This window comes from Nocardia sp. NPDC004151 (genome assembly GCF_042874235.1).
GTDB lineage: Bacteria > Actinomycetota > Actinomycetes > Mycobacteriales > Mycobacteriaceae > Nocardia.
In genome coordinates, this window is sequence record NZ_JBIAMR010000015.1 from 174,132 (window position 1) to 197,161 (window position 23,030).

Consider the following 23,030-nt stretch of genomic DNA (forward strand, 5'->3'; position numbering starts at 1 on the left):
GAGACAGGCCCACGACATTCCGAGGGACGAAATGCGCATCACCACAATGAAAACGGTCGCCCTGGCCACCTGTGCGACGGCTCTGCTGGCCGGGTGCGGCGGACGGCCGGAAACCTCCGCCACCGCCATCTCCAGCTCGAACTTCCTGGGCCTCCCCTCGATGACCGCCGCGGCGGCCGGGCCCGCGGACAGCGCCACCTGGGCGCTGTACCGCGACCCCACCACGATCGATCCGGCCACCGCGTTCGACTACCCGGAGAACACCGTGGTCTCGACGCTGTGCGAATCGCTACTGCGCCAACAGCCCGACGGGTCGCTCGCGCCCGGGCTGGCCAGTGAATACCACTTCGCCACCCCGACCACCCTGGTCCTGAAACTGCGTGCCGGAGTGCGCTTCTGGGACGGTCAACCGCTGACTCCGGCCGACGTCGCGTTCAGCCTGCAACGCAATATGGACACCCAGACGGGCGGCTTCTACAGCACGGTCCTCAAACGCATCACCAAGATCTCCGTCGATGGTCCCGACACCGTCACGCTCACCCTCAGCAGCCCGGACTACTGGCTGCCCGGGGAGCTCTCGTCGATGGCGGGTGTGGTCATCGAGGAACGGTATGCCCGCGGTCAGGGGCAGCGCTATGGCACGCCCGACGGGGGCGCGATGTGCACCGGGCCGTACAAATTGGCCGAGTGGACGGCCGGAAGATCGCTGACGGTGACGGCGAATCCGAATTACTGGGATCCGTCGCTGAAACCGATGACCAACCGGATCGACTTCCGCGGAGTCTCCAACGCGGCCACCCTGACCACCGGGCTGTCGACCGGCGAGATCAGCGGAACCTATCTGACCGACACCTCCACATTCCGGGAGCTCGAGCAGATCAAGAATGTCGAGATCCACAAGGGACCCTCGGGCGAGACCGAATTCCTGATCCCCGCCAATCTCACCGGCGTGCTCGGCGACCTGCGGGTCCGGCAGGCGCTGTCGCTGGCCTTCGACCGCAACGCCTTCAGCGCCGCGGTGTACGGCGGCAACGCGGTCGGGCCGCGTATGTCCACCAATCCGGGCACCTGGGGGTACGCGAAGGACGCGTTCACCGCGGCCTGGAACGCGGCGCCGGATCCCGCGCCCGACCTCGAGCGGGCCAAGCAGCTCATCCGCGAGGCCGGAGCCACCGGGAAGCCGTTCGTCATCGCCACCTCCACCGGACTGTCCACGGTCAACACCGCCGCCAACGCGTGGCTGGAAGCGGCCGATTCGATCGGTTTGAACGCCAGCCTGTCCAACGTCTCGCCGCAGAACTACATCAACCTGTTCACCGATCCCAAGGCCCGCGAGGGTGTCGACGCGTTCAGCACCACCACCTACGGTGACTACGCCGATCCCGCGGCGCTGATCGCCAGCTACACCGAACCCAAAGGCGCGCAGAACTATTCGGGTTACGACAATCCGCAACTGCACGCCGCGCTCGAACGCGCCCGCACCCAGGCCGACCCGGACCAGCGGGCCGCGGCCATGATCGAGGCCGACCGGCTGGTCATGGCCGACCTGCCCTGGATCCCGATGGTCCATCCCGCGCTGTTCCTGATCCTGGACAAGAAGCTCACCGGCGCGCCCTCCTCGTTCGCCTACATGCAGGCGCCGTGGCTGGCCGGACTCGGCCGGGGGCAATGACATGCGCGGCTTCCTCCTGCGACGCGGCGCCCTGCTGCTCGCGACCCTGTTCATCTCCAGCATCGGCGTCTACGCCGCGATGTATCTGGCGCCGGGCGACCCCATCGCGGTGCTGACCGGCGGGCGGCAGATCACCCCGGAGTACCGCGCGGTGCTGACCGAGCGGTATCACCTCGCCGACCCGCTGCCGGTGCGCTATTGGTACTGGCTGACCTCGGCGCTGCACGGCGACCTCGGCTACTCCATCGGTACCCGGCAGGACGTGTCGACGCTCATCGCGCAACGCGCGCCGACCACGTCGCTGCTGGTGGCCTACACGTCGCTGATCATCGTGGTGATCGGTATCGGCATCGGCGTTCTCAGCGCCCTCAAGCCCGGCATCCTGGACACCGCGGCGCTGCTGACCACCACCGTGCTCGCGGCGCTCCCGTCCTTCGTCGCGGCTCTCGCGCTGATCAGTCTGTTCGCCGTGAAGCTGCACTGGTTCCCGGCCCTGGGCGACGGCGTCGGATTCGCCGACCAGATCAAACATCTCACGCTGCCGGCGATCGCGCTGGCGTGCTCGTCGCTGGCGCTGGTCGCCCGCATCACCCGGGCGTCGGTGCGGACCGAATCCGCCCGCGAGCACGTCCGGACCGCTATCAGTCGCGGCCTGCCGGCGCACCACATTCTGCGCCGCCACATCCTGCGCAATGCCGCGATCCCCATCACCACCGTCACCGGCCTGGCCCTGGCGTCGCTGATCGTGCTGGTGTCGATCGTGGAGCAGGCGTTCAACCTCAACGGGCTGGGATCGAGTCTGGTCACGGCCGCACAGAACAAGGATTTCGCAGTGGTCCAAGCCATTTCGCTGCTCATGGTGGTGGCGTTCGTGATCGTCAACAGCGTCGTGGACTTCCTCTACGCGCTGCTCGACCCGCGGGTGAGTCTCGGAACGGCGGCGGCATGACCATCGTCTCCGGGCCCGTGCCCGCCTCGGATGTCAGCCTCCCGACCGGACGCAGGTGGCGGGTTCCCGGCCTGAACGGTGTCGGCTGGATCGGTTACGCGAGCGCGGTGATCATCGTGCTGGCGATCATCGTCGCCGTGTTCGGGCCGCTGCTGGCCCCGTTCCCGCCGAACGAGAGCAACCTCTCGCACGCGTTCGTCGGCGCCACCGGCTCGCACCCGCTGGGTTTCGACTCCCAGGGCCGTGACCTGCTCTCGCGTCTGCTCGTCGGGGCGCGCTCGTCCATGCTGGGCGCGTTCATCGTCACCGCGGTGGCGATCATCGTGGGGACCGCGCTCGCGGTGCTCGCGGCGTGGCGGCGCGGCTGGACCGACAGCGTCATCTCCTCGGGATCCGATCTCGTGTTCGCTTTCCCGGGACTGCTGCTCGCGGTCCTCGGCGCGGCGGTCTTCGGGCCCAGCCAGTGGTCGGCGGCGCTCGCGCTGGCGGTCGCCTACACCCCCTACGTGGCCCGGATCGTGCGCGGCGCGGCCCTGCGCGAACGCTCGCTGCCCTACATCGAGGCGCTCGAGGTGCAGGGGAGCGGCGCCTGGTCCATCGCGATCCGGCACCTGATCCCCAATATCGCGCCCCTGCTCGTCGCGCAGGCCACGATCCTGTTCGGCTGGGCCGCACTGGATCTCGCGGCGGTCTCCTTCCTCGGACTGGGTGTCCAGCCGCCGCAGGCCGACTGGGGCGTCATGGTCTCCGAGGGGGAAACCGGTGTGCTGCAAGGGTTTCCCGCCGAATCGTTCGTCGCGGGCGCCGCGCTGGTCCTGGTCATCGTCTCCTTCAACATCCTCGGTGAACGCCTCAACGACAAGCAGGGCAGGGAACGCTCATGACTACCGCCACCCCCCAGACCGTCCCCGGGTCGCGGGGTCCCGCGGCCACCGGCGCCGACGCGCCGCTGGTCGCGATCGAGGGACTGAATCTGACCCTGGACGTCGGCGGCCGCAAACGCCAAGTCCTGCGCGACATCTCGCTGACCATCGAGCGCGGCGAAGCGCTCGGGCTGGTCGGGGAATCCGGGGCCGGGAAGTCCATGACCCTGCGGACGCTGGCCCGGCTGCTGCCCGACCGGGCCGAGACCACCGGGACCATCCGCTTCGACGGCCAGGACCTGCTCGCCCTGCGCGGTGACGCCCTGCGCCGCAAGCGCGGCGATCTGGCGGTGATCTTCCAGGACCCCCGCGCGTACATCAATCCGGTGCGGCGCATCGGCGACTTCCTGACCGAGCAGTTGCGGACGGTCGGCCGGACCGACCGGCACGAGGCGACCCGGCGCGCGCAGCGCATGCTCTCCGAGGTCGGGATCACCGATACCGCCCGCCGGATGCGGCAGTACCCGGGCGACCTGTCCGGCGGCATGCTGCAACGGGTCATGATCGCCGCCGCCCTGCTCGGCGAACCCAAGCTCATCCTCGCCGACGAGCCCACCACCGCCCTCGACGTGACGACCCAGTCGGAGGTGATGGCGATCCTCGACGAGATGCGCCACGACGCCGGGGTGTCGCTGCTGTTCATCACCCACGACCTGGATCTCGCCGCCGCCGTCTGCGACCGCACCGCCGTCATGTACGCGGGCCAGATCGTCGAATCGCAGGAATCAGAAGCGCTGCACCACGATCCGCGACATCCCTACACCGCGGCCCTGGCGGGCGCGCGACCCGACCTCGACCGGCCCCGGACGCGCCTGGCGGCCATCCCCGGACGCCCGATCGGGGCGTGGGAGGCGGAACCGACCTGCGCGTTCGCCGCCCGCTGCCCCTTCCACGTGCCCGGCTGCACCGAATCCGGCCCCGTGCCATTGACCCACGAATCCGGCGTCGCCGTGCGATGCCTGCGCGCCGACGAACTCGGACCGCGGTTGCGAGGAGACACCGAATGAACGAACCGGCACTGCGAGTCTCCGGACTGTGCAAGAACTTCGGCGCCTTCGCCGCGGTCACCGACGTGTCCTTCGAACTGGCCGCCGGGTCCTCGATCGGCATCGTCGGCGAATCGGGCTCGGGCAAGACCACCGTCGCCCGCATGATCATCGGGCTGGAACAGCCCAGCGCCGGCTGCATCGTCTGCTGCGGCGGCGACCGATCCCGGCCGTCGCGCTCCACGCGTGCGCGCCGCGCGAGGGCCCGGGAGGCGCAGATGGTGTTCCAGGACCCGCATACCAGCCTCGATCCCCAGCGCACGGTCCGCCAGACGCTCACCGAGGCCGTGCGCCTGCACACCGGGCACGCCGCCACCGCCGAGCGGGTGCGGCAACTCGCCGATATGGTCGCGCTCGACGCGCGCCTGCTCGCGTCCCTGCCCGCGCACCTGTCGGGCGGCCAACGTCAGCGCGTCGCCATCGCCCGCGCGCTCGCCGCCGATCCCCGGGTGCTGGTACTCGACGAAGCCGTTGCCGCCCTGGATGTCTCGATCCGGGCGCAGATCCTCAACCTGCTCGACGATATCCGGGAGTCCACCGGGATCTCCTACGTGTTCATCACTCACGACCTGGCGGTCGTCCGCCAGATCACCGAGCACTGCATCGTCATGCAGACCGGTCGGATCGTCGAAGCCGGGCCGACGGACGAGCTGCTCCGCGACCCCCGGCACCCGTACACGCGGGCGCTGCTCGACAGTGTCCCGCGGCCGGGATGGCGTCCCCGGCGTCGATCGATCCCGGCCGACACCAACCTCTGAGCTGTACACAACCATCGATCAGCGCACCGACATCCGCCAGGGCGATGCTCCCGCATCCCCTGGCGGACCGGTCTGTGCTCTCGGCCACGGAAGGCGCCGAATTGACAACGCTCGCAATATGATCCGCGCTCGAACCCTGCGGGGCCGACGCCCTTCGGCGCGCTAGATGGGTGTTCATCCTGGGACCCGCGGTCGCCACCGATGTGGGGATCGAGGATCTCCTCAGCAGCGGAATGAACATCGCCTGACTGAATTTCAGCCACGGCGAACACCCTGACCACCGGGCCGGCTACGAGCGGGTGCGGGCAGCGGACGCGCGGGCCAGCCGCACGGTCGGGATTCTCGCCGTCGCGACCAGCTGGCCCTGACCTGGGGCACAGAGAACTTTCATCCTGCCCGAGGTGCGTTCCACCGACGGCATGATCGCCCGGATCGACGATGCGCTGCCGGCCATGAACCGTTATCGCAGAGGCGATCTGGTGGTCATCGTCGCGGGCACCCCGCCAGGCGCGGTCGGATCGACCAACGCCATCCTTCGGATCGGCGGGTGGGACTACTGAGTTCCTATTCGCCCGGGACGGGGGAGCCGGCTTCGGACGGGTAACCGGTGGTCTCGACCGAGTACCCGGTCCGGTAGTCCGGCTCCTCCTCCGCGGCGGGCGGCAGCAGGATGTAGGTGATCGCGCCGATCAGCGCCGCCAGGATCGCCACGCTCGAGATGACGCCGACGGCTCGGCGCCGCCGTCGGGGTGATGGCCCTGGCGCCGGGACCGGCCGGGGTGGTGGGGCGGGCGGACCGAGCCGCGGCGGTGGCGGGAGGATCCGGGTGGCGGGTTGCCGTGCGCCGCTGCCGGATTCGAAGGGCGCGGCGGTGCGAGGCGCGGACTCGACCGCGCGTCTGGCGGCCGCCGCGAGCGCCCCGGCGGTGGGGTAGCGGTGGTCGGGATTCTTCGCGAGCCCGCGCGCGATCACCTCGTCGAGTGCGACGGGAATGCCGGGCCGGGCCGGACTGGGCCGCGGCGGCGGGGCGTTCAGATGCCCGGCCAGCTGCTGTTCCAGACTGTCGCCCGGATAGGGGCGGGTCCCGGTGAGGCACTCGTACAGGACGCACGCCAGCGCGTAGACGTCCGAGCGCGCGTCGGCGTGGCCGGTGGTGAACCGTTCGGGGGCCATATAGGTGAAGGTGCCGATCGCGTTGCCGACACCAGTGAGGCCCACCGCTCCGGAGTGGGCGATGCCGAAGTCGATCAGATAGACGAAGTCCCGGCCGTTGATCAGCAGGTTGGATGGTTTGACGTCGCGGTGCACCAGGCCTTCGGCGTGCGCGGCGTCCAGCGCGGCGGCGGCCTGGTCGATGAACGACACCGCCAGCCGGGGCGGCATGGCGCCTCGCTGGGACAGCAGCGTGTGCAGATCGGTGCCGTCGATCAGCCGCATGTCGAGGTACAGGCGGCCGTCGATCTCGCCGAAGTGGTGGATAGGCACGATGTGGGGCTCGCGCAGCCGCGCGGTGGAGTGAGCCTCGCGACGGAATCGCTCCCGGTATTCCGGGTCCGTCGCGAGGCGCTCGTGCAGGACCTTCACCGCGACGACCCGGTCGGTTTCGGTGTCGTAGGCGCGATAGACCCGTCCCATACCGCCTTCACCGATGAGCGATTGCAGGTCGTAGCGGCCGAACGCCGATGTATCCATGCGCCCTACCTCCTTCGACACCGGGCCACGCTATCGACTGAAATTTCAGTCAGTGGCCCAGTGTAGCGGTCCCCCCGATCGCTCATCGCGGTGCGTCAGACCAGACTGTGCTGCGCCACGATGGCGGCGGCCGCCGCCTTGCCCATCCGGACCGCGCCGTCGACGTGCTGGAAGCCGTGGCCGGCCAGGTCCGAGCAGGCGAAGTGCATGGGCCCGATCGGGTCGCGGTGATCGTGGCCGTAGCGGGTCATGCCGCCGAGGTCGAAGCTGACGCCGTAGGCGCCGCGCGTCCATTCCTCGGAGCCCCAATCGGATTCGTAGAAGACGACCGGTTCGGCGGCTTCGGGACCCAGGTAGCGCACCAGGCAGTCGAGCGCGGCCCGCTTGCGTTCGGCCGGACCCATGGCGAAGTAGGCGTCGGCCTGTTCGTGGGCGATGAAACCGACCATGGCGCCGTTGTCCATGCCGTGGTTGGTGTTGTCGTACACCTCCGAGACCATGTCGGTGTCGCTGAAGCCGGTGCCGGACAAGCCCTTCGCGCGCCAGAACGGGGTCTCGTACACCGCGTGCACCTTCACCACGAAGCCGAACGACATGTGCTGGTACATCTGGTGGCGGCGGCGCGGCAGCGGGGGATCGAAGCTGATACCGGCGTACAGGTTCGGCGGCACCGCCAGTACCAGGCGGTTCGCGCGCACCTCGAGATCGCCGTCGGCGAAGGCGGTCACACCCGTCTCGGACCACTGGATCCGGCGCACCGGCGCACCGAGGTGCAGATCGGTGCCGAGGGGAGCGGCCAGGCGCTGCGACACCTGCTGCATCCCGCCGACCACGCGCTTGTCGAGCATGAAGGTGTCGGTGGCCAGCGAGGTGTAGGACCCCTGCGCGGCGGCCATGTGCAGGGCCTGGAGGGTGGAGAAGGTGTGCGCGGGCTTGGTCAGCATGGCGCCGGCGACGTAGAACGACACCGTCTCGCGGGCGTATTCGTTGTCGGACTGGCGTTCGAGCCAGATGCTGAACGGCACCGAATCCAGCTCCGCCGCTTGCGGATGCGTCCACGGGGCCTCGGCGCCGACCTCGGCCGCCAGCTCGTCGAGCAGCTTGATCAGCCGGTCGATCTCGGCGGCGGTCTCGGGGGCGGCGGGGAAGACGTCGCCGACGAATTGCTGGCGGGTGCCGTCCGCGGCCAGGTAGACCGAGTCGCCGTCGCGGTAGCGGGAGAAGGTCTCCAGCCCGAGTTCGCGCACCAGCGCCAGCGCGGCGGTGTGGTGCGGGGACAGCCACTGGCCGCCGATCTCGATCATGGCGCCGTCGACGTCGCCGGTCCAGGTGCGGCCGCCGACCCGATCGCGGGCCTCCAATACGGCCACCGTGAGGCCGGCCTTCCGTAATTCCGCCGCAGCGGTCAGGCCGGAGGGTCCGGCACCCACGATCACGACGTCACGAGCGATGACAGCCACGAGAGCTCCTTAACCGGTAATTCGAGGACCTCCGGATAGCCCGGAGGTTGCTATTTCAGTATGTGGGCGCGGTCACGATCATGCCCGCGCCGATTCGGCGCACCGGACCGCCCCTCATTCGCCAGGGTGGCGTGACGGTCCGGTGTCCGTGCGGGTGAGCCCGCTACCGCCCGGCAGAGACCGGCAGCGGTTCGTTCTGGGTGATGCAGTGGATGCCGCCGCCCCGCGCGAAGATCGGCCGCGCGTCGACGGTGACGATGGTCCGGCCGGGATAGACCTCGGCCAGCACGGACGCGGCCTCGGCATCGTTCGGGTCGTCGAACCCGCACAGGATGACCGCGTCGTTGCAGACGTAGTGATTGATGTAGCTGTAGTCGACGAACCCCTCCGCGTCGCGCAGCGTGCGCGGCGCGGGCAGCGGGACGACCGTGAAAGGCTTTCCGGCGGAAGTCGTCTCGTTCGCGAACTGCTTCATCAGCTCGAGGCTGAGCGCGTGGTCGGGATGTTCGCCGTCGCGCTGATCGTGCACCAGCACCACCCCGGGCGCGGGCAGCGCCGCCACGATGTCGGAATGCCCGCGGGTGCCGAAGCGCTGGGAATCGCGCCACAGCCCGCGCGGCAGCCAGATCGCGTTATCGATGCCGATGGTGCGCCGCAGTTCGGCTTCGACCTCGGCCTTGGACAGGCCCGGATTGCGGAACGGGTCCAACTGCACGGTGTCGGTGAGGATGACCGTGCCCGCGCCGTCGACCTGGATGCCGCCGCCCTCGTTCACCAGCGGCGACTCGACGACCGGGATCCCGGCCGCCGCCGCGACCGCCCGGCCGATCTCGCGGTCGTCGTCCCAGGAGGCCCAATCCTGTTGGCCCCACCCGTTGAACACCCAGTTCACGGCCGCCACCGAACCGTCGTCGGCGTGCACGAAGGTCGGCCCGATATCGCGCATCCAGGCATCGTCGAGCGGCGCGACCACGATGTCTATCGCCGAGGACAGGGTGCGCCGGGCCGTGCCGACGTCGGCCGGATCGACGACCATGGTCACCGGTTCGAACTCGGCCACCGCGTGCGCGACCGCGGTCCAGGCGCTGCGGGCCTCGTCGGTCGCCTCGGGGGTCGCGGTGATCTCCGAACCCTCGGGCGGGAACGCCATCCAGGTGCGGCGGTGCGGCCCGTGCTCGGCGGGCATACGCCAGCTCATCAGGCCCGCCCGAAGGGGTGCTCGGTGTCGACCGGAGCCGTGAGGCGGGCGTAGGTGTCGGGGCGGCGGGTGTCCAGGAACGGGAACAGCGTCAGCCAGTCGGTGCGCTGATCCAGATCCAGATCGGCCACCAGCACGGCGGATTCGTCGCGCGGAGCCTGCACCAGCACCCGGCCGTACGGGTCGGAGATGAACGACGAACCGTAGAAGGTGATCTCGCCTTCGTCGCCGTAACGATTGGGCACCACCATGAAAGTGCCCGCGGTGATGCCGTTTCCGACGATCACGTGCTGCCACAGGGGCTGGGTGTCGAAATCCGGGAAGGTGGGCTCGGAGCCGATGGCGGTCGGATAGACGATGACGTCGGCGCCCGCGAGCGAGTACATGCGGGCGACCTCGGGGAACCACTCGTCCCAGCAGGTCGGCATGCCGATGCGCGCCGGGCCGAGATCGGGGTGGCTGTGCGGCCGGTACGCCTCGTCGGTGGCCGGTCCGGCCCGGAAGTAGGTGTCCTCGTAGTAGCCGGCCGACACCGGAATGTGCAGCTTGCGGGTGCGGCCGACCAGTTCGCCGGTGGGGGACACCAGGATCGCGGTGTTGAAGCCGAGCCCGTCACCCTCGTCGGCGCGCTCGTACAGCGAGGCGTGCACGAACACGCCGTGCTCGATCGCGGCCTTGGCCGCGAAGGTGAAGGTCGGACCCGTGGTCAGGTCCTCGGCGTCGGCGCCCGGATTCTCGCCGCCGCGCACGAAGGCGGGGTACTTGCTCAGCGTGACCTCGGGCAGGAAGACCGCCTTGGCGCCCAGCTCGGCGGCGCGCGCGATGCCCTCGTTCAGCTCGGCGATCATGGCCTCGCCGTCGGCCTGCCAGCGGTGCTGGACCAGTGCGACCCGCAGCGGCGGGCGGACCGGATCCTGCACTCGCGCATGCGAAACGGGTGGTTCGAAACAAGTGATGACGTGCATGACAACTCCTGATGGTCGAAAGGGTGCGGCGCGCTAGTGCCCGCTCAGATGGGGTGCGACCGGCTCGGGCATCGGATCGCCCGACACCGCGCGCGGCAAGGTCTTGCCCTGGAAGTACTCCGGCTGACGCCAGCGCTGGATCAGCATGAGCACCGCGCCCAGCGCCAGGATCCCGAAGCCGAGGTAGAACACCAGGCCGATGCCGAGAATCGAAGCGCCGCTGCCGACTTCGGGCTTCAGGCTCTCGCGGACCGAGATGCCGAACACCACCAGCAGCATCGCTCCGCCCAGCAGCGGGAACACGAGCTTGAACACGGTGTCGCGCGCGGAGGCGAACCACCGCTTGCGGAAGTACCAGACCGAGGCGAACGCGGTGATGCCGTAGTACCAGCAGATCATGATGCCGAGGGCGGCGATGGTGTCCAGCAGCACGTGCTCGGACAGCAGCGCGGTGATCGCGTACAGACCGCCCGCCACCACCGCGGCGACCGCCGCGCCGAACCGCGGCACCTGATACACCGGGTGCACCGACGCGAACCGTTCGGGCAGCGCCTTGAACGTGCCCATGGCGAGCATGGCGCGCGCGGCGGGCAGGAAGGTGGCCTGCAGGCTGGCGATGGTGGAGACCAGGACGGCCAGGAACAGCAGCAGTTCACCGGCGCTGCCCATCACCGGTTCGGCGAGCGTGCCGAAGACATTGTTGCGGGCCTTCTCCCCGCCCAGGCCGATGCCGGTGTCGCCGACCCCGGCGTACCACATGAGCGCGACCGCCAGCAGCAGATAGGTGCCCAGCACGGTCAGGATCGACAGCAGTCCGGCGCGGCCGGGCGTGCGCTGAGGGTCCTTGCACTCCTCGCCCAGGGTGAGTGCGGTGTCCCAGCCCCAGTACATGAACACCGAGCCGATCAATCCGATCGCGAAGGCGCCCAGGGTGAGTCCGGTCAGCGGGTTGAACCAGTCGAGGCTGAAGCTCAGCCCCGACGGCGTATCGCCGCTGAGGGCCTTGGCCAGGGCGATGCCCGCGAACAGCAGCAGCACGGTCAGCTGGAACCCGACGAGCACGTACTGCACCCGCTCACTGGAACTGATGCCCCGACTGGCCGCCCATCCGGCCGCGGCCAGGAAGACGAGCGTGGTGACGATATTGATCAGCTTGTTCTCACCCAGTGCAGCAATGTATTCCGAGTGCGTCATCCGTCCGATGGTCAGATAGAGGAACTCCGCTCCCACCGCGGCGATATTGGCGAGCACGATGACCACCGCGATCACCGAACCCCAGCCGGCCATCCAGCCGACGTAGGGTCCCAGCGCGCGCGCCGACCAGGTGAAGGAGGCTCCGCAGTCCGGTGTCTCGGTGCTGAACTCGCGATAGGCGAAGGCCGCCAGGAACATCGGAACGAACCCGGCGATCAGCAGGGCGGGCATCTTCAGGCCGACCGCGGCGACGATCAGGCCCACGCTGGCCGTGGTGGTGTAGGCGGGGGCGATGGACGCGATACTCAGGACCGCGCCGGCCAGGGTGCCGACCTTGTCGGTGGCCAATCCCTTACCGCTGGAAGCGGTGTGGTCCTGAGCGGGCTCTGCCGTCTCGGAGGTGTTCTGTACGAGCATCCAAGCTCCTGGTACGGGGTGTGGCGCGGTCGAAGGCCGGGGCCCTCGACCGCACCGCGCCGCGGTGGCGAACCGATCGGCGGCGTCATTGCCGGAGACCGGGTTGGCACCGGATCCGGCGCAGGGGCCGGGGTGCCGGGGAATGACGTCAGCGGGTCAGCGCGACGTATTTGGTGTCGAGGTACTCGTGGATCCCTTCGGACCCGCCCTCACTGCCCAGACCGGACTGCTTCACCCCGCCGAACGGGGCCGCCGGATCGGAGATGACGCCGCGATTCACGCCGACCATCCCGGCCTCGAGCGCGGCGGACACGCGCAGCGCGCGATCCAGATCCTGCGTGTAGAAGTAGGCGGCCAAGCCGTATTCGGTGTCATTGGCCAGGGCCACGACCTCGTCCTCGGTGTCGAAGCCGTAGACGGCGGCGACCGGGCCGAAGATCTCCTCGCGGTGCATGCGCGCGGTGCGCGGCACCTCGTCGAGCACGGTGGGCTGGAAGAACCAGCCCGGCCCGTCGATGATCTGACCGCCGGTGCGGACCACCGCGCCGCCGGCGACGGCGTCGTCGACCAGTGCCGCAACGGTTTTGCGCTGCCGTTCGTTGATCAGCGGGCCGGTGTCGACGCCCGGTGCGTAACCGGGTCCGACGCGGAGCGCGCCAATCTTCTCGGCCAGGCGCGAGGCGAACTCCGCGCGAATCGAGTTGTGCACGTAGATGCGGTTGGCCGCGGTGCACGCCTCGCCGCCGTTGCGCATCTTCGCCGCCATCGCCCCGGCCAGCGCCTGGTCGAGGTCGGCGTCCTCGAACACGATGAACGGGGCGTTGCCGCCCAGCTCCATCGAGGTCCGCAGGACATTGTCGGCGGCCTGGCGCAGCAGCAGTTTGCCCACCCGGGTCGAACCGGTGAAGGTCACCTTGCGCAGGCGCGGATCCGCCAGCAGCGGCGCGGTGATGGCCGCGGCATCGCTGCCCGGCAGCACCGACAGCACGCCCGCGGGCAGACCGGCCTCGGCGAAGATCCGCGCCAGGGCCAGCATGGTCAGCGGGGTGTCCTCGGCGGGCTTCACGATGACGGTGCAGCCCGCGGCCAGCGCCGGGGCGATCTTGCGAGCGCCCATGGCCAGCGGGAAGTTCCACGGAGTGATCGCCAGGCAGGGGCCGACCGGCTGCTGGGTGACCAGGATGCGCCCGGTCCCGGCGGGGGATTCGGTGTAGCGGCCGCCGACGCGCACGGCCTCCTCGCTGAACCAGCGCAGGAATTCGCCGCCGTAGGCGACCTCGCCGCGCGCTTCGGCGAGGGTCTTGCCCATTTCCAGGGTCATCAGCAGCGCGATGTCCTCGGTGTGTTCGAGCAGGATCTCCCAGGCGCGGCGCAGGATCATCGAACGTTCCCGCGGAGACGTCGCGGCCCACGCGGACTGGGCCCGGCAGGCCGAGTCGAGGGCGCGCAGGGCGTCCTCGCCGTTCGCGTCGGCGACCTCGGTGAGGACCCCGCCACCGGCCGGATCGTGGACCGCGAAGGTGCGGCCGCCGGCGGCCGGGGCGGACGCCCCGTCGATCCACATCCCGGTGGGGACGCGGGCGCTGATGTTGTCGTATTCCAACATTGTCGTCCCAGCCCCCTATCGGCCAGCGAGATCGGCGATGGCGGTGCACAGCACCGTCAGCGCCTCGTCGAGCAGTTCGTCGCTGATCACCAGCGGCGGCAGCAGTCGAATGACATTGCCGTAGGTGCCGCAGGTCAGGGTGAGCACACCCTGCTCCAGGCAGCGCTTGGCGACGGCGGCGGTCAGTGCCGCATCGGGTTCGGTGGTGCCGGGGCGGACGAACTCGAGCGCCAGCATGGCGCCGCGGCCGCGCACGTCGCCGACGGCCGGAACTTCCCGCGCCAGGGCGTGGAAGCGCGTCAGCGCCGTCTCGCCGATCCGGCGGGCGCGGGCGGGCAGATCGTGGTCCCGGATGGCGTCGATGGCGGCCAGTGCCGCCGCGCAGGCGACCGGGTTGCCGCCGTAGGTGCCGCCCAGGCCGCCCGCGTGCACGGCGTCGAGCAGCTCGGCGCGGCCGGTGATGGCCGAGAGCGGCATACCGCCGGCGATGCCCTTGGCCATGGTGATGATGTCGGGGACCACGCCCTCGTGATCGCAGGCGAACCATTCGCCGGTGCGCGCGAAACCGGTCTGCACCTCGTCGGCGATGAACACCACGCCGTTCGCGCGCGCCCACTCCACCAGCGTCGGCAGGAAACCGGCCGCGGGCACGATGAATCCGCCCTCGCCCTGGATCGGCTCGATGATGATCGCCGCCACCGAATCCGCGCCGATCTGCTTCTCGATCCGGGTGATCGCCTCGCGGGCGGCGGCCGCGCCGTCCTGCCCGCCGTCTCGGAACGGGTAGGACATCGGCATCCGGTACACCTCGGGGGCGAACGGACCGAAATGCGACTTGTAGGGCATGGATTTCGCGGTCAACGCCATGGTCAGGTTGGTGCGGCCGTGATAGGCGTGGTCGAAGGCGACCACCGCGGTCCGGCCGGTGGCCAGGCGCGCCACCTTGACCGCGTTCTCCACCGCCTCCGCGCCGGAGTTGAACAGGACGCTGCGCTTCTCGTGATCGCCCGGGGTGAGCGCCGAGAGCTGCTCGCACACCTCGATGTACGCCTCGTACGGGGTGACCATGAAGCAGGAGTGGGTGAACCGCTCGACCTGCTTCCGCACCGCCGCGACCACCTTGGGGTGCGAAGCGCCGACATTGGTCACCGCGATACCGGCGGCCAGGTCGATCAGCGAATTGCCGTCGACGTCGACGATGACGCCGCCGTCGGCGTCGGCCGCGTACACCGGCGCGGTGGAACCCACCCCGGCCGCGACGGCGGCCTTGCGGCGGGCGGCCAGCTCCTGCGAGCGAGGGCCCGGTAGGGCGGTGGTCAGCACCCGCTGCTGCGGGAGCCGGTAGGTGATCTCGGTCATCGAAAGTCTTTCTGCGGAAAGGAGTGACAGGTCGGGTGGCGCGGTGAACTCAGTCGTGCGCGCTCATCACGTGCTTGACGCGGGTGTAGTCCTCCACGCCGTAGGCGGAGAGATCCTTGCCGTAGCCGGAGCGCTTGAACCCGCCGTGCGGCATCTCCGCCACCAGCGGGATATGGCAGTTGACCCACACCGCGCCGAAGTCCAGGGCCGCCGAAACGCGCTGTACCACACCGTGATCGCGGGTCCACACGCTCGAGGCCAGGCCGTAGACGACGTCATTGGCGAGCCGCACGGCGGCGGCCTCGTCGGCGAAGGTCTGCACGGTGATGACCGGGCCGAAGATCTCCTCCTGCACGATCGGATCGTCCTGGCGCACACCGGTGATGACGGTCGGGGCGAGGTAGAAGCCGCGCTCGCCGACCCGCTCACCGCCGGTGGCGACGCTGGCGTGCGCGGGCAGCGCCGCGATCTTGCCGATGACGGACTCGAAGTGCCGGATGTTGTTGAGCGGGCCGTAGGCGGCGTCGGGGTCGTCGGGCAGGCCCGGCTTCACCGTCCGCGCCTTCTTCACCAGCGCCTCGACGAAGTCGTCGTGCACCGACTCGTGCACCAGCACCCGGGTGGCGGCGGTGCAGTCCTGACCGGCGTTGAAGAAGGCCGCGTCGCCGATGCGGTCGGCGGCCAGCGCCAGATCGGCGTCGCCGAAGATCATCACCGGCGCGTTGCCGCCGAGTTCGAGGTGCGCGCGCTTGACCTGCGCGGCGGCGGCCTCGGCCACCGCGATGCCCGCCCGCACCGAACCGGTGATCGCCACCATGTCCAGGTCGGGGTGGCTCACCAGGGTCGCGCCGGTGCTCGCGGTGCCCAGCACCACATTGAGCACGCCGTCGGGCAGGATGCCGTGCGACAGCTCGGCCAGCAGCAGGGTGCTGCCCGGGGTGGTGTCACTGGGCTTGAGCACCACCGTGTTCCCGGTCGCCAGGGCCGGGCCGATCTTCCAGATGGCCATCATCAGCGGGTAGTTCCACGGGGTCACCTGGCCGATCACGCCGATCGGCTCCCGGCGCACATACGAGGTGAACCCGGACATGTACTCGCCGGCCGACTTGCCCTCCAGCATGCGCGCGGCGCCCGCGAAGAAGCGCAGGTGATCGGCGCCGGCGGCGACCTCCTCGGAGGCGACCAGATGTTTGGGCTGGCCGGTATCGCGGCACTGCGCCTCGACGAGGGCGTCGGAGTTGGCCTCGATGGCGTCGGCCAGCTTCAGCAGCGCGGCCTGACGCTGACTCGGGGTGGTCGCCTTCCAGGCGGGGAGGGCGCGGGTGGCGGCGGCGACGGCGGCGTCGATATCGGCCCGGCCGGAGATCGGGCTGAGGCCGGTCACCGCTTCGTCCACGGGGCTGATCAGTTCGAACGACTCCGACGTGGTGGCGGGCACCAGCCGGCCATCGATGTAGTTGCGGAGCAGCTCAGTCGTCATGTGTGTGCCCGATCTCGTTCGAAAGTGCGTTCTGTGGGGTTGCCAGTTAGTGTGCTGCGCAACACACCCCTGCGTCACCTGCCGGATCGGCGTGGGAGAAGAATTCGGTTTCGACAGATCGTCCAGATTGCTATGGGAGCGCTGTGAACGCGGGAATACCTGTCCGATGGGTCCTGTCCCAACCTGAGCTGGGCCTCGTGCTCAAGGGCGGCGCGAGCGGGCTCGGACGGGCCATCACCCTCGTCCTGACCTCCGAGCTGACCGAACCCCAGCAATGGCTGTCCGGAGGCGAGCTGGTGCTGACCACCGGCATGGGTTTGCCGCTCAGTCGCGCCGACCGGTCGCGGTATCTCGAGGACCTCGGGGCGGCCGGGGTGGCGGGCGTCGGATTCGGCATCGGGCTCTCGCACGAGACGGTGCCCGCGGATCTGGTCGAGGCCGCTGACCGGCTCGGGCTGCCGCTGTTCGAGGTGCCGCTGCCGACCCCGTTCGCGGCCATCACCAAGAAGGTCATGCAGCGGCTCGCCGAGCAGGAGTACGAAAAGGTGCTGCGCGCCTCGCGGGCGCAGCCGCGCATGACGCGGGCGGCCGTGCAGGGCGTGCGCGCGGTCATCAAGGAGCTGTCGGTGGCGCTGTCGGCGACGGTGCTCGTGGTCGGCGGCGACGGCGTCGTGACCGAGGCGCATCCGCGGTCGCCCGCCGCCGAGACCCTCGACCGCATCGGGGAGTTCATCGCCGCGCACGGCGAGAGCGCGGGCAGCGGCGTCATCCAGGTGTCGTCGGGGCAGTACATCGTGCTGCAGGCCATCAGTGCCGGGCAGACCGTGCACGGGCACCTCGCGGTCGTCACCGCCACCGCACTCGGTCCGGTCGATCAGGTGCTGCTCGGTCACGCCAGCTCGCTGCTCGCCCTCGACTTCGAGAAGCCGGCCCGGTTGCGAATGGCCCAGAACCACTTGAACTCTCAAGCCATCGCCATGCTGCTGCAACAGCCGGGCGACCCCGACAGCATGTGGCAGCACCTGACCGCGGCCGCCGACCGCACCGGCCGCATCCGCGCCCTCGTGCTGTGGTGCCCCGGGCCCGAGGCCGCGGCGGTCGCCCTCGACGCGATCGACGCGCGGCTGCGCCTGCTCAACCGGCAGCTGTTCGCGCACGTCACGGGCGACCACGCCGCGGTCCTGCTCCGCGGCTCCGACACCGACGAGGTCGCCGAGCAACTCCTGGCCGATCTGCCCGCCGATGTGCGTGCCACCGTGCGCGCGGGGCTGAGCTCCCCGCATCCGCTGCGCCGCTTCAGCGCGGCTGTCGACAATGCCGAGCTGGCCGCCTCGGCGGCGGCGCCCGGGGCCCGCCCGCTGGAGCTGGCGGCGCTGGCGGGCCATGCGCTGCTGGCCTTTCCGGAGGCCCAGCGGGTGCTGAGCGCGGTGTCGGAGGCCATGCTGCAGCCGCTGATCGACTACGACGACCGGCACGGCACCGATCTCATCGGCTCACTGCGCGCCTACCTCGAGGCCCACGGCCAATGGGAGACCGCTGCCACCGCGCTCGGCGTGCACCGCCACACCCTGCGCAGCCGCGTGGCCAGGATCGAATCGATCCTGGGCTGCAAGCTCGATCAGGCGCTGGTTCGCGCCGAACTGCTGCTGGCCGTCGTGGCCCGCCGCTGATCGGTGGTGTGGCGGCTACTCGTTGCCGAGGGCGGCGGTCGCGAGTTCGGCGTTGACGACGCAGAGCCGGGCGAGATCGACCGTGCCCGAACGGCGCAGGCGCGCGACCAGCTCCACCAGCCGCAGCGCGGCCGGCGAGGACTTCCACGCGGCGACGTGGTCGCGGGCCGAATCGGCGGGGGAGGCCCAGGACAGGACCGCCGCCGCGAGCGCGTGCCAGCGGGCTTGGAGTTCATCAGCCAGCACCGCGGCGGCCAGCGTCTCCCAGTGGTCGGAGGTGCGGGTGGCCGCGAAGGTCGTGGCCAGCCAGTCCAGGCCGATCAATTCGCCGAGCTCGCGGTAGGTCTGGCTGACCAGCGTGACCGGCAGCCCGGTGCGGCGGGCGGTCGCGCTCAGCGGCAGGGCCTGGGCGAGTAGGCGCAGGTTGGCCAGATCCCGCCCGGGATAGCCGCCGGGGCGTGGTAGGACCGTCATCAGTTCGGCGACAACCGGTGCGTGGCAGTCGATCTCGGCGGACCAGGTGGCCGCGCTGCGATGGGTGAGCAGCCAGGCGGTGGCCTGTTCCACCGCGTCCTGAATGCCCTTGAGGATGCCCATCCGAATCTGCGGGGAGACGCCCGGCAATGCCAGTGCCTCACGCCACCACCGGTCCACGTCCAGGACGGCGTCGACAACGGCGCAGGCCAGCACGATCTGCGGGGTGCCCGCGCCCAGCCGCTCCTCGAGCCGGTGGATCATGCCGGGGCCGACCCGATTGATCACCTGGTTGGCCGCGGCCACCGCGATGATCTCGCGGGCCACCGGATGCTCGCCCAGCAGCCGCTCGCCCAGCAGGTCCCGGATGCGGTCGGGGAAGTAGCTCGCCAGCGCGCCGGTCACCACCGGGTCGGTCGGCGCGTCCGAGGCCAGCAGTTCCTCGCGGACCAGGTTCTTGGCGGTGGCCAGCAATACCGCGATCTCCGGGCGCACCAGGCCCTTGCCCGCGCGGCGGCGCGCCGCGAGATCGGCCGGGGTGGGCAGGAATTCGGCGGCTCGGTCGAGTTCGGTCGCGTGCTCGAGGTTCTCGATCAGGCGGCCGTGCCGGTCGATGAGGAAGGGGGCGTGCGTCTCGGCGAGGCTGATGGCCAGCGCCTGTCGATCGCAGTCGGCGAGCACGGCGCGGGCCACGGCGTCGGCCTCCGCCGCCAGTAGCCGATTGCGTTCGTCGACGGTCGACAGTCCCGCGGCCACCGCGGAATCCAGCGCGATCTTGAGGTTCACCTCGCGGTCGGAGGTGGCCACGCCGGCGGCGTTGTCGATGAAGTCGGCGTTGACCTTGCCGCCGGCGACGGCGAATTCGATGCGGGCCTGCTGGGTGAGCCCCAGATTGCCGCCCTCGCCGATGACCCGGCAGCGCAGTCGATCCGCGGTGATCCGCACCTCGTCGTTGGACGGGTCGGCCACGTCGGCGTCCTGTTCGTCCCGGGCCCGCACGTAGGTGCCGATGCCGCCGTTGAACAGCAGGTCCACCTCCGCGCCGAGCATGGCCCGGATCAGCTCGGGTGCGGGTAGTTCGGCGGCGGTGACGCCCAGCCGCGCCCGCACCTCCGGTGCGAGCGGCACCGATTTCGCGGTGCGCGGCCACACGCCGCCGCCCGCGGAGATCAGCGCCGGGTCGTAGTCGGCCCAGCTGCTGCGCTCCAATCCGGCCAGCCGGGTGCGTTCCTGGTGCGAGAGCACCGGATCCGGGTCGGGGTCCAGGAAGATGTGCCGGTGGTCGAAGGCGGCCACCAGGCGGATGCGGTCGGTCTCGAGCATGCCGTTGCCGAAGACGTCGCCCGACATGTCGCCGATACCGGTGACCGTGAAGGGCTGGGTATCGGGATCGATGCCGAGTTCGGCGAAGTGCTGCCGAATCGAGCGCCACGCGCCGCGCGCGGTGATGCCCAGCGCCTTGTGGTCGTAGCCGGTCGAGCCGCCCGAGGCGAAGGCGTCGCCGAGCCAGAAACCACGTGCCACCGCAATGGAATTGGCCAGATCCGAGAAGCGGGCGGTGCCCTTGTCGGCGGCCACCACCAGATACGAATCCGGGTCGTCGTAGACGACGGTGTGCGCGGGCGTGGTGATGACGCCGTCCACGACATTGTCGGTGACGTCGAGCAGGCCGCCGATGAAGGCCGCGTACGCGAATTCCGCCGAGGCCGGATCGGTGCGGCCGCCGCGCACGACGAACGCGCCCTTGGCGCCCATCGGGACGATCACCGAGTTCTTCACCGTCTGGGTCTTCATCAGGCCCAGCACCTCGGTGCGGAAGTCGTCGACGCGATCCGACCAGCGCAGACCGCCGCGCGCGATCACGCCGCCGCGCACGTGACTGCCCTCGACCCGGGTGGAGTGCACGAAGATCTCGCGGTAGGGCGTGATCGGCGTGGACAGCGACAACCGCGCGGGATCGATCTTGAACGCGGCGACCGCCCGGTCCGGCTGGAACCAGTTGGTGCGCAATACCGCGGTGCAGAAGGTGTACAGCCCGCGCAGCAGCTGATCCTCGGGCAGGGTGGTGGCCGACTCCAGGCGGTGCTTGGCCTCGGCGTCGGCATGGGCCACCGCGGTGGCACGATCCGGGTGCTCGGGATCGAAGCGCGCGTGGAACAGCGCGACGAACGCGCGCACGAAATCCGGATGGGCGGTGAGGATTTCGGCGATCCGGGGCTCGCTCATGCGCAGCCCGGCCTGCCGCAGATACCGGCAGGCGGCCCGCACCAGGATCGCGTCCTGCCAGGCCAGGCCCGCGGTGGCGATCAGACCGGTGAAGCCGTCGATCTCCAGCGTGCCCGCGGTGGCGGCGGTGAACGCCTCCGCGAGCAGCTCGGCCGTCGGCTCGCTCAGCCCGAAGGCCGTGGGCCGGAAGGTGAATCGATGCTCGGTGCACAGCCCCTCCACGCTCACCTCATGGGTGGTGACGTGCAGGCCCAGGGCCGAGAAGATCTCGATCAGCTCGGTCAATGACGCCGGGGCGCCGGGCCAGGTCAGCCTCGCACGGGGCGGCAGCGAATCGGGATCGAAGCGGAGGCGGGGGGCGGCCTCCGTCCGATCCTCGTCCAGCGTGCCGACGGCTCCGAGATGCATCTGCTCAACTCCCTGCGCGTGACCTGTGATGTCGCAGTAAATTTGCCGCAAAGAGAGCCTCGACACAGTCGACAATGCGGCGCGGTCGGCGAGGCCCGGCGCTCCGGTTCGTCCAGTGCCGGACCAGAGGGCGCGTCCCCGCGCGCTCCCGGGCCGATCAGCGCGGATGCGCTGAACTCGACCCGCCCGGTTCGAGCTCGGATCGGGGCCGGTTACGGCGTCTGCCGCAGTTGGGGTTCGGTTCGCTGGAGGAACAGCGCCAGATCCTAGAGTGATTTCAGCTTCTCCTCGAAGTCCGCGAGAGGCGGCTCGAGATAGTCGTCCGGCCTGCGACTGTTGAGCAGGCCGTGCAATCGGCGTCGTTCTCCCGGGACAGCTCGTGCTCAGCGGATTCGGCCAGCGACAGCAGCCGGTCCGGCCGCTCCTCGTCGGCCCGGTTCCCGGGCTCCACCCGCAGGTCGTAGACGGGCAGCTGCGACACCATCCAGTCCACGATGGTCCGGTCGAAGTCGCAGCCGCCCAGGTACCGGTCCCCGCCGAAGGAGCTGAAGCCGTCCGCGGGATCCCAGGAAACCACCGAGGTGCCGAAGGTGCCGCCGAGGTCGTACACCAGGTAGCGGCGGAGCTCGGACTCCGACCAGCCGTTCTCGTGCATGTGCGCGAGGGCGGCGGCCACCGGCTCCATGAGCGTCTCGGCCACCTCCAGCCCCGCCGCCTCGCCCGCCTTGGTGGTCTGGGTCTTGGCGCTGGTCGAACTGCGCGGGCACGGTGATGACGGCCCGCTCGATCGGCACGCCCAGCGTCGCCTAGGCGGTCTGCTTCAGGTGCCGCAGCAGGGGGACCGACGCCTGCAATGGGGTTAGGACCGCGTGGCCCGCGGTGACCGGCCGATCGGTGCCCATGCTCCGCTTGAAGAACCTAGCCGGCGGCGTACCCCGTTGGCGTGCCTTGCGTTTGGCGAGCGCGCCGACCAGCGCGGTGCCGTCGGCCGCGATCCAGACCGCCGACGGCGTTGTCAGCGACAGGTCAGGATTCGCCACGATGAGCGCGTTGTCGTGCACCGCAATCGGTTCGGCTCGGGGTTGCGGTTGCGGTTGCGGTTGCGCTGGAGGCAACTCGCCGCGCACGGGTTCCGGCTCAGGTTCCGACTCACCCCTGCCTCCGCCACCGCGTGGCTATCGCCACTTCAACGCAGCATCCCCGCCGGGTTTCGCAGATCGCTTGCGCGGGAACACAACCCGGACACGGACCCGCTCAAACCAGAGGATAGCCGCCGCAGAGCGTGACGGTGATGTATTGGGCCTGCCACATACCGCCGAGTCCGGGTGGAATTCACTTCCCCACGGTGAGGTCGCGGCGCAGCACCTTGCCGGTGGCGTTGCGCGGCAGCGGATCCGCGGTGACCAGCCAGCGGGCGGGCACCTTGAAGTAGGCCAGTTGCCTGGCCACGTGGTCGCGCAGCTCGTCCTCGGTCAGGGTCTGCGGATCGTCGACCACGACGATGGCGGCCACCTCCTGGCCGAGGTCCTCGTG

At 70.1% G+C, this 23,030-nt stretch carries 16 protein-coding genes and 3 pseudogenes; 7 read left to right on the plus strand and 12 right to left on the minus strand.

From position 1 onward, the window contains the following. Nucleotides 1-31 precede the first annotated feature (31 nt). The 6 genes and pseudogenes from ACFYTS_RS28895 to ACFYTS_RS28920 form a co-directional block, all read left to right on the plus strand. Nucleotides 32-1,672 carry an ABC transporter substrate-binding protein gene (locus ACFYTS_RS28895; protein ID WP_387308610.1) on the plus strand — a complete coding sequence of 547 codons (1,641 nt, stop codon included), beginning with the start codon at nt 32-34 and terminating at the stop codon, nt 1,670-1,672. 1 nt (nt 1,673) lies between these two features. Beyond that, complete coding sequence (locus ACFYTS_RS28900; protein WP_387308612.1) at nt 1,674-2,621, plus strand: ABC transporter permease; 948 nt, start codon at nt 1,674-1,676, stop codon at nt 2,619-2,621. Then, nucleotides 2,618-3,505, plus strand: a complete 888-nt coding sequence (locus tag ACFYTS_RS28905) for an ABC transporter permease (RefSeq protein ID WP_387308614.1) — start codon at nt 2,618-2,620, stop codon at nt 3,503-3,505. The genes ACFYTS_RS28900 and ACFYTS_RS28905 overlap by 4 nt, the downstream gene beginning before the upstream one ends. Beyond that, nucleotides 3,502-4,551 carry an ABC transporter ATP-binding protein gene (locus ACFYTS_RS28910; RefSeq protein ID WP_387308617.1) on the plus strand — a complete coding sequence of 350 codons (1,050 nt, stop codon included), beginning with the start codon at nt 3,502-3,504 and terminating at the stop codon, nt 4,549-4,551. Before ACFYTS_RS28905 ends, ACFYTS_RS28910 begins: the two co-directional genes overlap by 4 nt. Continuing rightward, a complete protein-coding gene (locus ACFYTS_RS28915; protein ID WP_387308619.1) occupies nt 4,548-5,348 on the plus strand; it encodes an ABC transporter ATP-binding protein in 801 nt (266 codons plus the stop codon). Before ACFYTS_RS28910 ends, ACFYTS_RS28915 begins: the two co-directional genes overlap by 4 nt. A 349-nt stretch (nt 5,349-5,697) precedes the next feature. Then, a pseudogene (locus ACFYTS_RS28920) lies at nt 5,698-5,908 on the plus strand (pyruvate kinase alpha/beta domain-containing protein); the annotation flags it as partial. A gap of 4 nt (nt 5,909-5,912) precedes the next feature. On the opposite strand, the gene ACFYTS_RS28925 reads toward ACFYTS_RS28920, so the two are convergent. The 8 genes from ACFYTS_RS28925 to ACFYTS_RS28960 all read right to left on the minus strand — a co-directional run bounded on the left by ACFYTS_RS28925 (nt 5,913) and on the right by ACFYTS_RS28960 (nt 16,719). Beyond that, nucleotides 5,913-7,040 carry a serine/threonine-protein kinase gene (locus ACFYTS_RS28925; RefSeq protein ID WP_387308622.1) on the minus strand — a complete coding sequence of 376 codons (1,128 nt, stop codon included), beginning with the start codon at nt 7,038-7,040 and terminating at the stop codon, nt 5,913-5,915. A 95-nt stretch (nt 7,041-7,135) separates the two neighbouring features. Beyond that, entirely contained in the window at nt 7,136-8,500 is a 1,365-nt protein-coding gene (locus ACFYTS_RS28930) for a flavin monoamine oxidase family protein (protein WP_387308624.1), read from the minus strand. Between the two features lie 163 nt (nt 8,501-8,663). After that, a complete protein-coding gene (locus ACFYTS_RS28935; RefSeq protein WP_387308626.1) occupies nt 8,664-9,698 on the minus strand; it encodes an agmatine/peptidylarginine deiminase in 1,035 nt (344 codons plus the stop codon). After that, a complete protein-coding gene (locus ACFYTS_RS28940; RefSeq protein WP_387308628.1) occupies nt 9,698-10,663 on the minus strand; it encodes a nitrilase-related carbon-nitrogen hydrolase in 966 nt (321 codons plus the stop codon). The genes ACFYTS_RS28935 and ACFYTS_RS28940 overlap by 1 nt, the downstream gene beginning before the upstream one ends. Before the next feature lie 33 nt (nt 10,664-10,696). Continuing rightward, nucleotides 10,697-12,274, minus strand: a complete 1,578-nt coding sequence (locus ACFYTS_RS28945; RefSeq protein ID WP_357289106.1) for an APC family permease — start codon at nt 12,272-12,274, stop codon at nt 10,697-10,699. A 148-nt stretch (nt 12,275-12,422) separates the two neighbouring features. Continuing rightward, nucleotides 12,423-13,880 (minus strand): NAD-dependent succinate-semialdehyde dehydrogenase, encoded by a 1,458-nt coding sequence (locus ACFYTS_RS28950; protein ID WP_357289109.1) that lies wholly within the window; start codon nt 13,878-13,880, stop codon nt 12,423-12,425. Nucleotides 13,881-13,895: 15 nt separating this feature from the next. Then, nucleotides 13,896-15,239, minus strand: a complete 1,344-nt coding sequence (gabT, locus tag ACFYTS_RS28955) for a 4-aminobutyrate--2-oxoglutarate transaminase (protein ID WP_387308631.1) — start codon at nt 15,237-15,239, stop codon at nt 13,896-13,898. A gap of 49 nt (nt 15,240-15,288) precedes the next feature. After that, entirely contained in the window at nt 15,289-16,719 is a 1,431-nt protein-coding gene (locus ACFYTS_RS28960; protein WP_357289114.1) for an aminobutyraldehyde dehydrogenase, read from the minus strand. A 143-nt stretch (nt 16,720-16,862) separates the two neighbouring features. Here ACFYTS_RS28960 and ACFYTS_RS28965 point away from each other — a divergent pair, with 143 nt between their 5' ends. Then, entirely contained in the window at nt 16,863-18,389 is a 1,527-nt protein-coding gene (locus ACFYTS_RS28965) for a PucR family transcriptional regulator (RefSeq protein WP_357289117.1), read from the plus strand. 15 nt (nt 18,390-18,404) lie between these two features. Here ACFYTS_RS28965 and ACFYTS_RS28970 read toward each other — a convergent pair whose 3' ends face one another. The 4 genes and pseudogenes from ACFYTS_RS28970 to ACFYTS_RS28985 all read right to left on the minus strand — a co-directional run. Continuing rightward, entirely contained in the window at nt 18,405-21,497 is a 3,093-nt protein-coding gene (locus tag ACFYTS_RS28970; RefSeq protein ID WP_387308633.1) for an NAD-glutamate dehydrogenase domain-containing protein, read from the minus strand. A 277-nt stretch (nt 21,498-21,774) separates the two neighbouring features. Continuing rightward, nucleotides 21,775-22,224: pseudogene (locus ACFYTS_RS28975) on the minus strand (Hsp70 family protein); the annotation flags it as partial. 79 nt (nt 22,225-22,303) lie between these two features. Continuing rightward, on the minus strand, nt 22,304-22,558 hold the full coding sequence (locus tag ACFYTS_RS28980) for a hypothetical protein (protein WP_387308635.1): 255 nt from the start codon (nt 22,556-22,558) through the stop codon (nt 22,304-22,306). 271 nt (nt 22,559-22,829) lie between these two features. Continuing rightward, nucleotides 22,830-23,030, minus strand: a pseudogene (locus tag ACFYTS_RS28985) (long-chain fatty acid--CoA ligase); the annotation flags it as partial.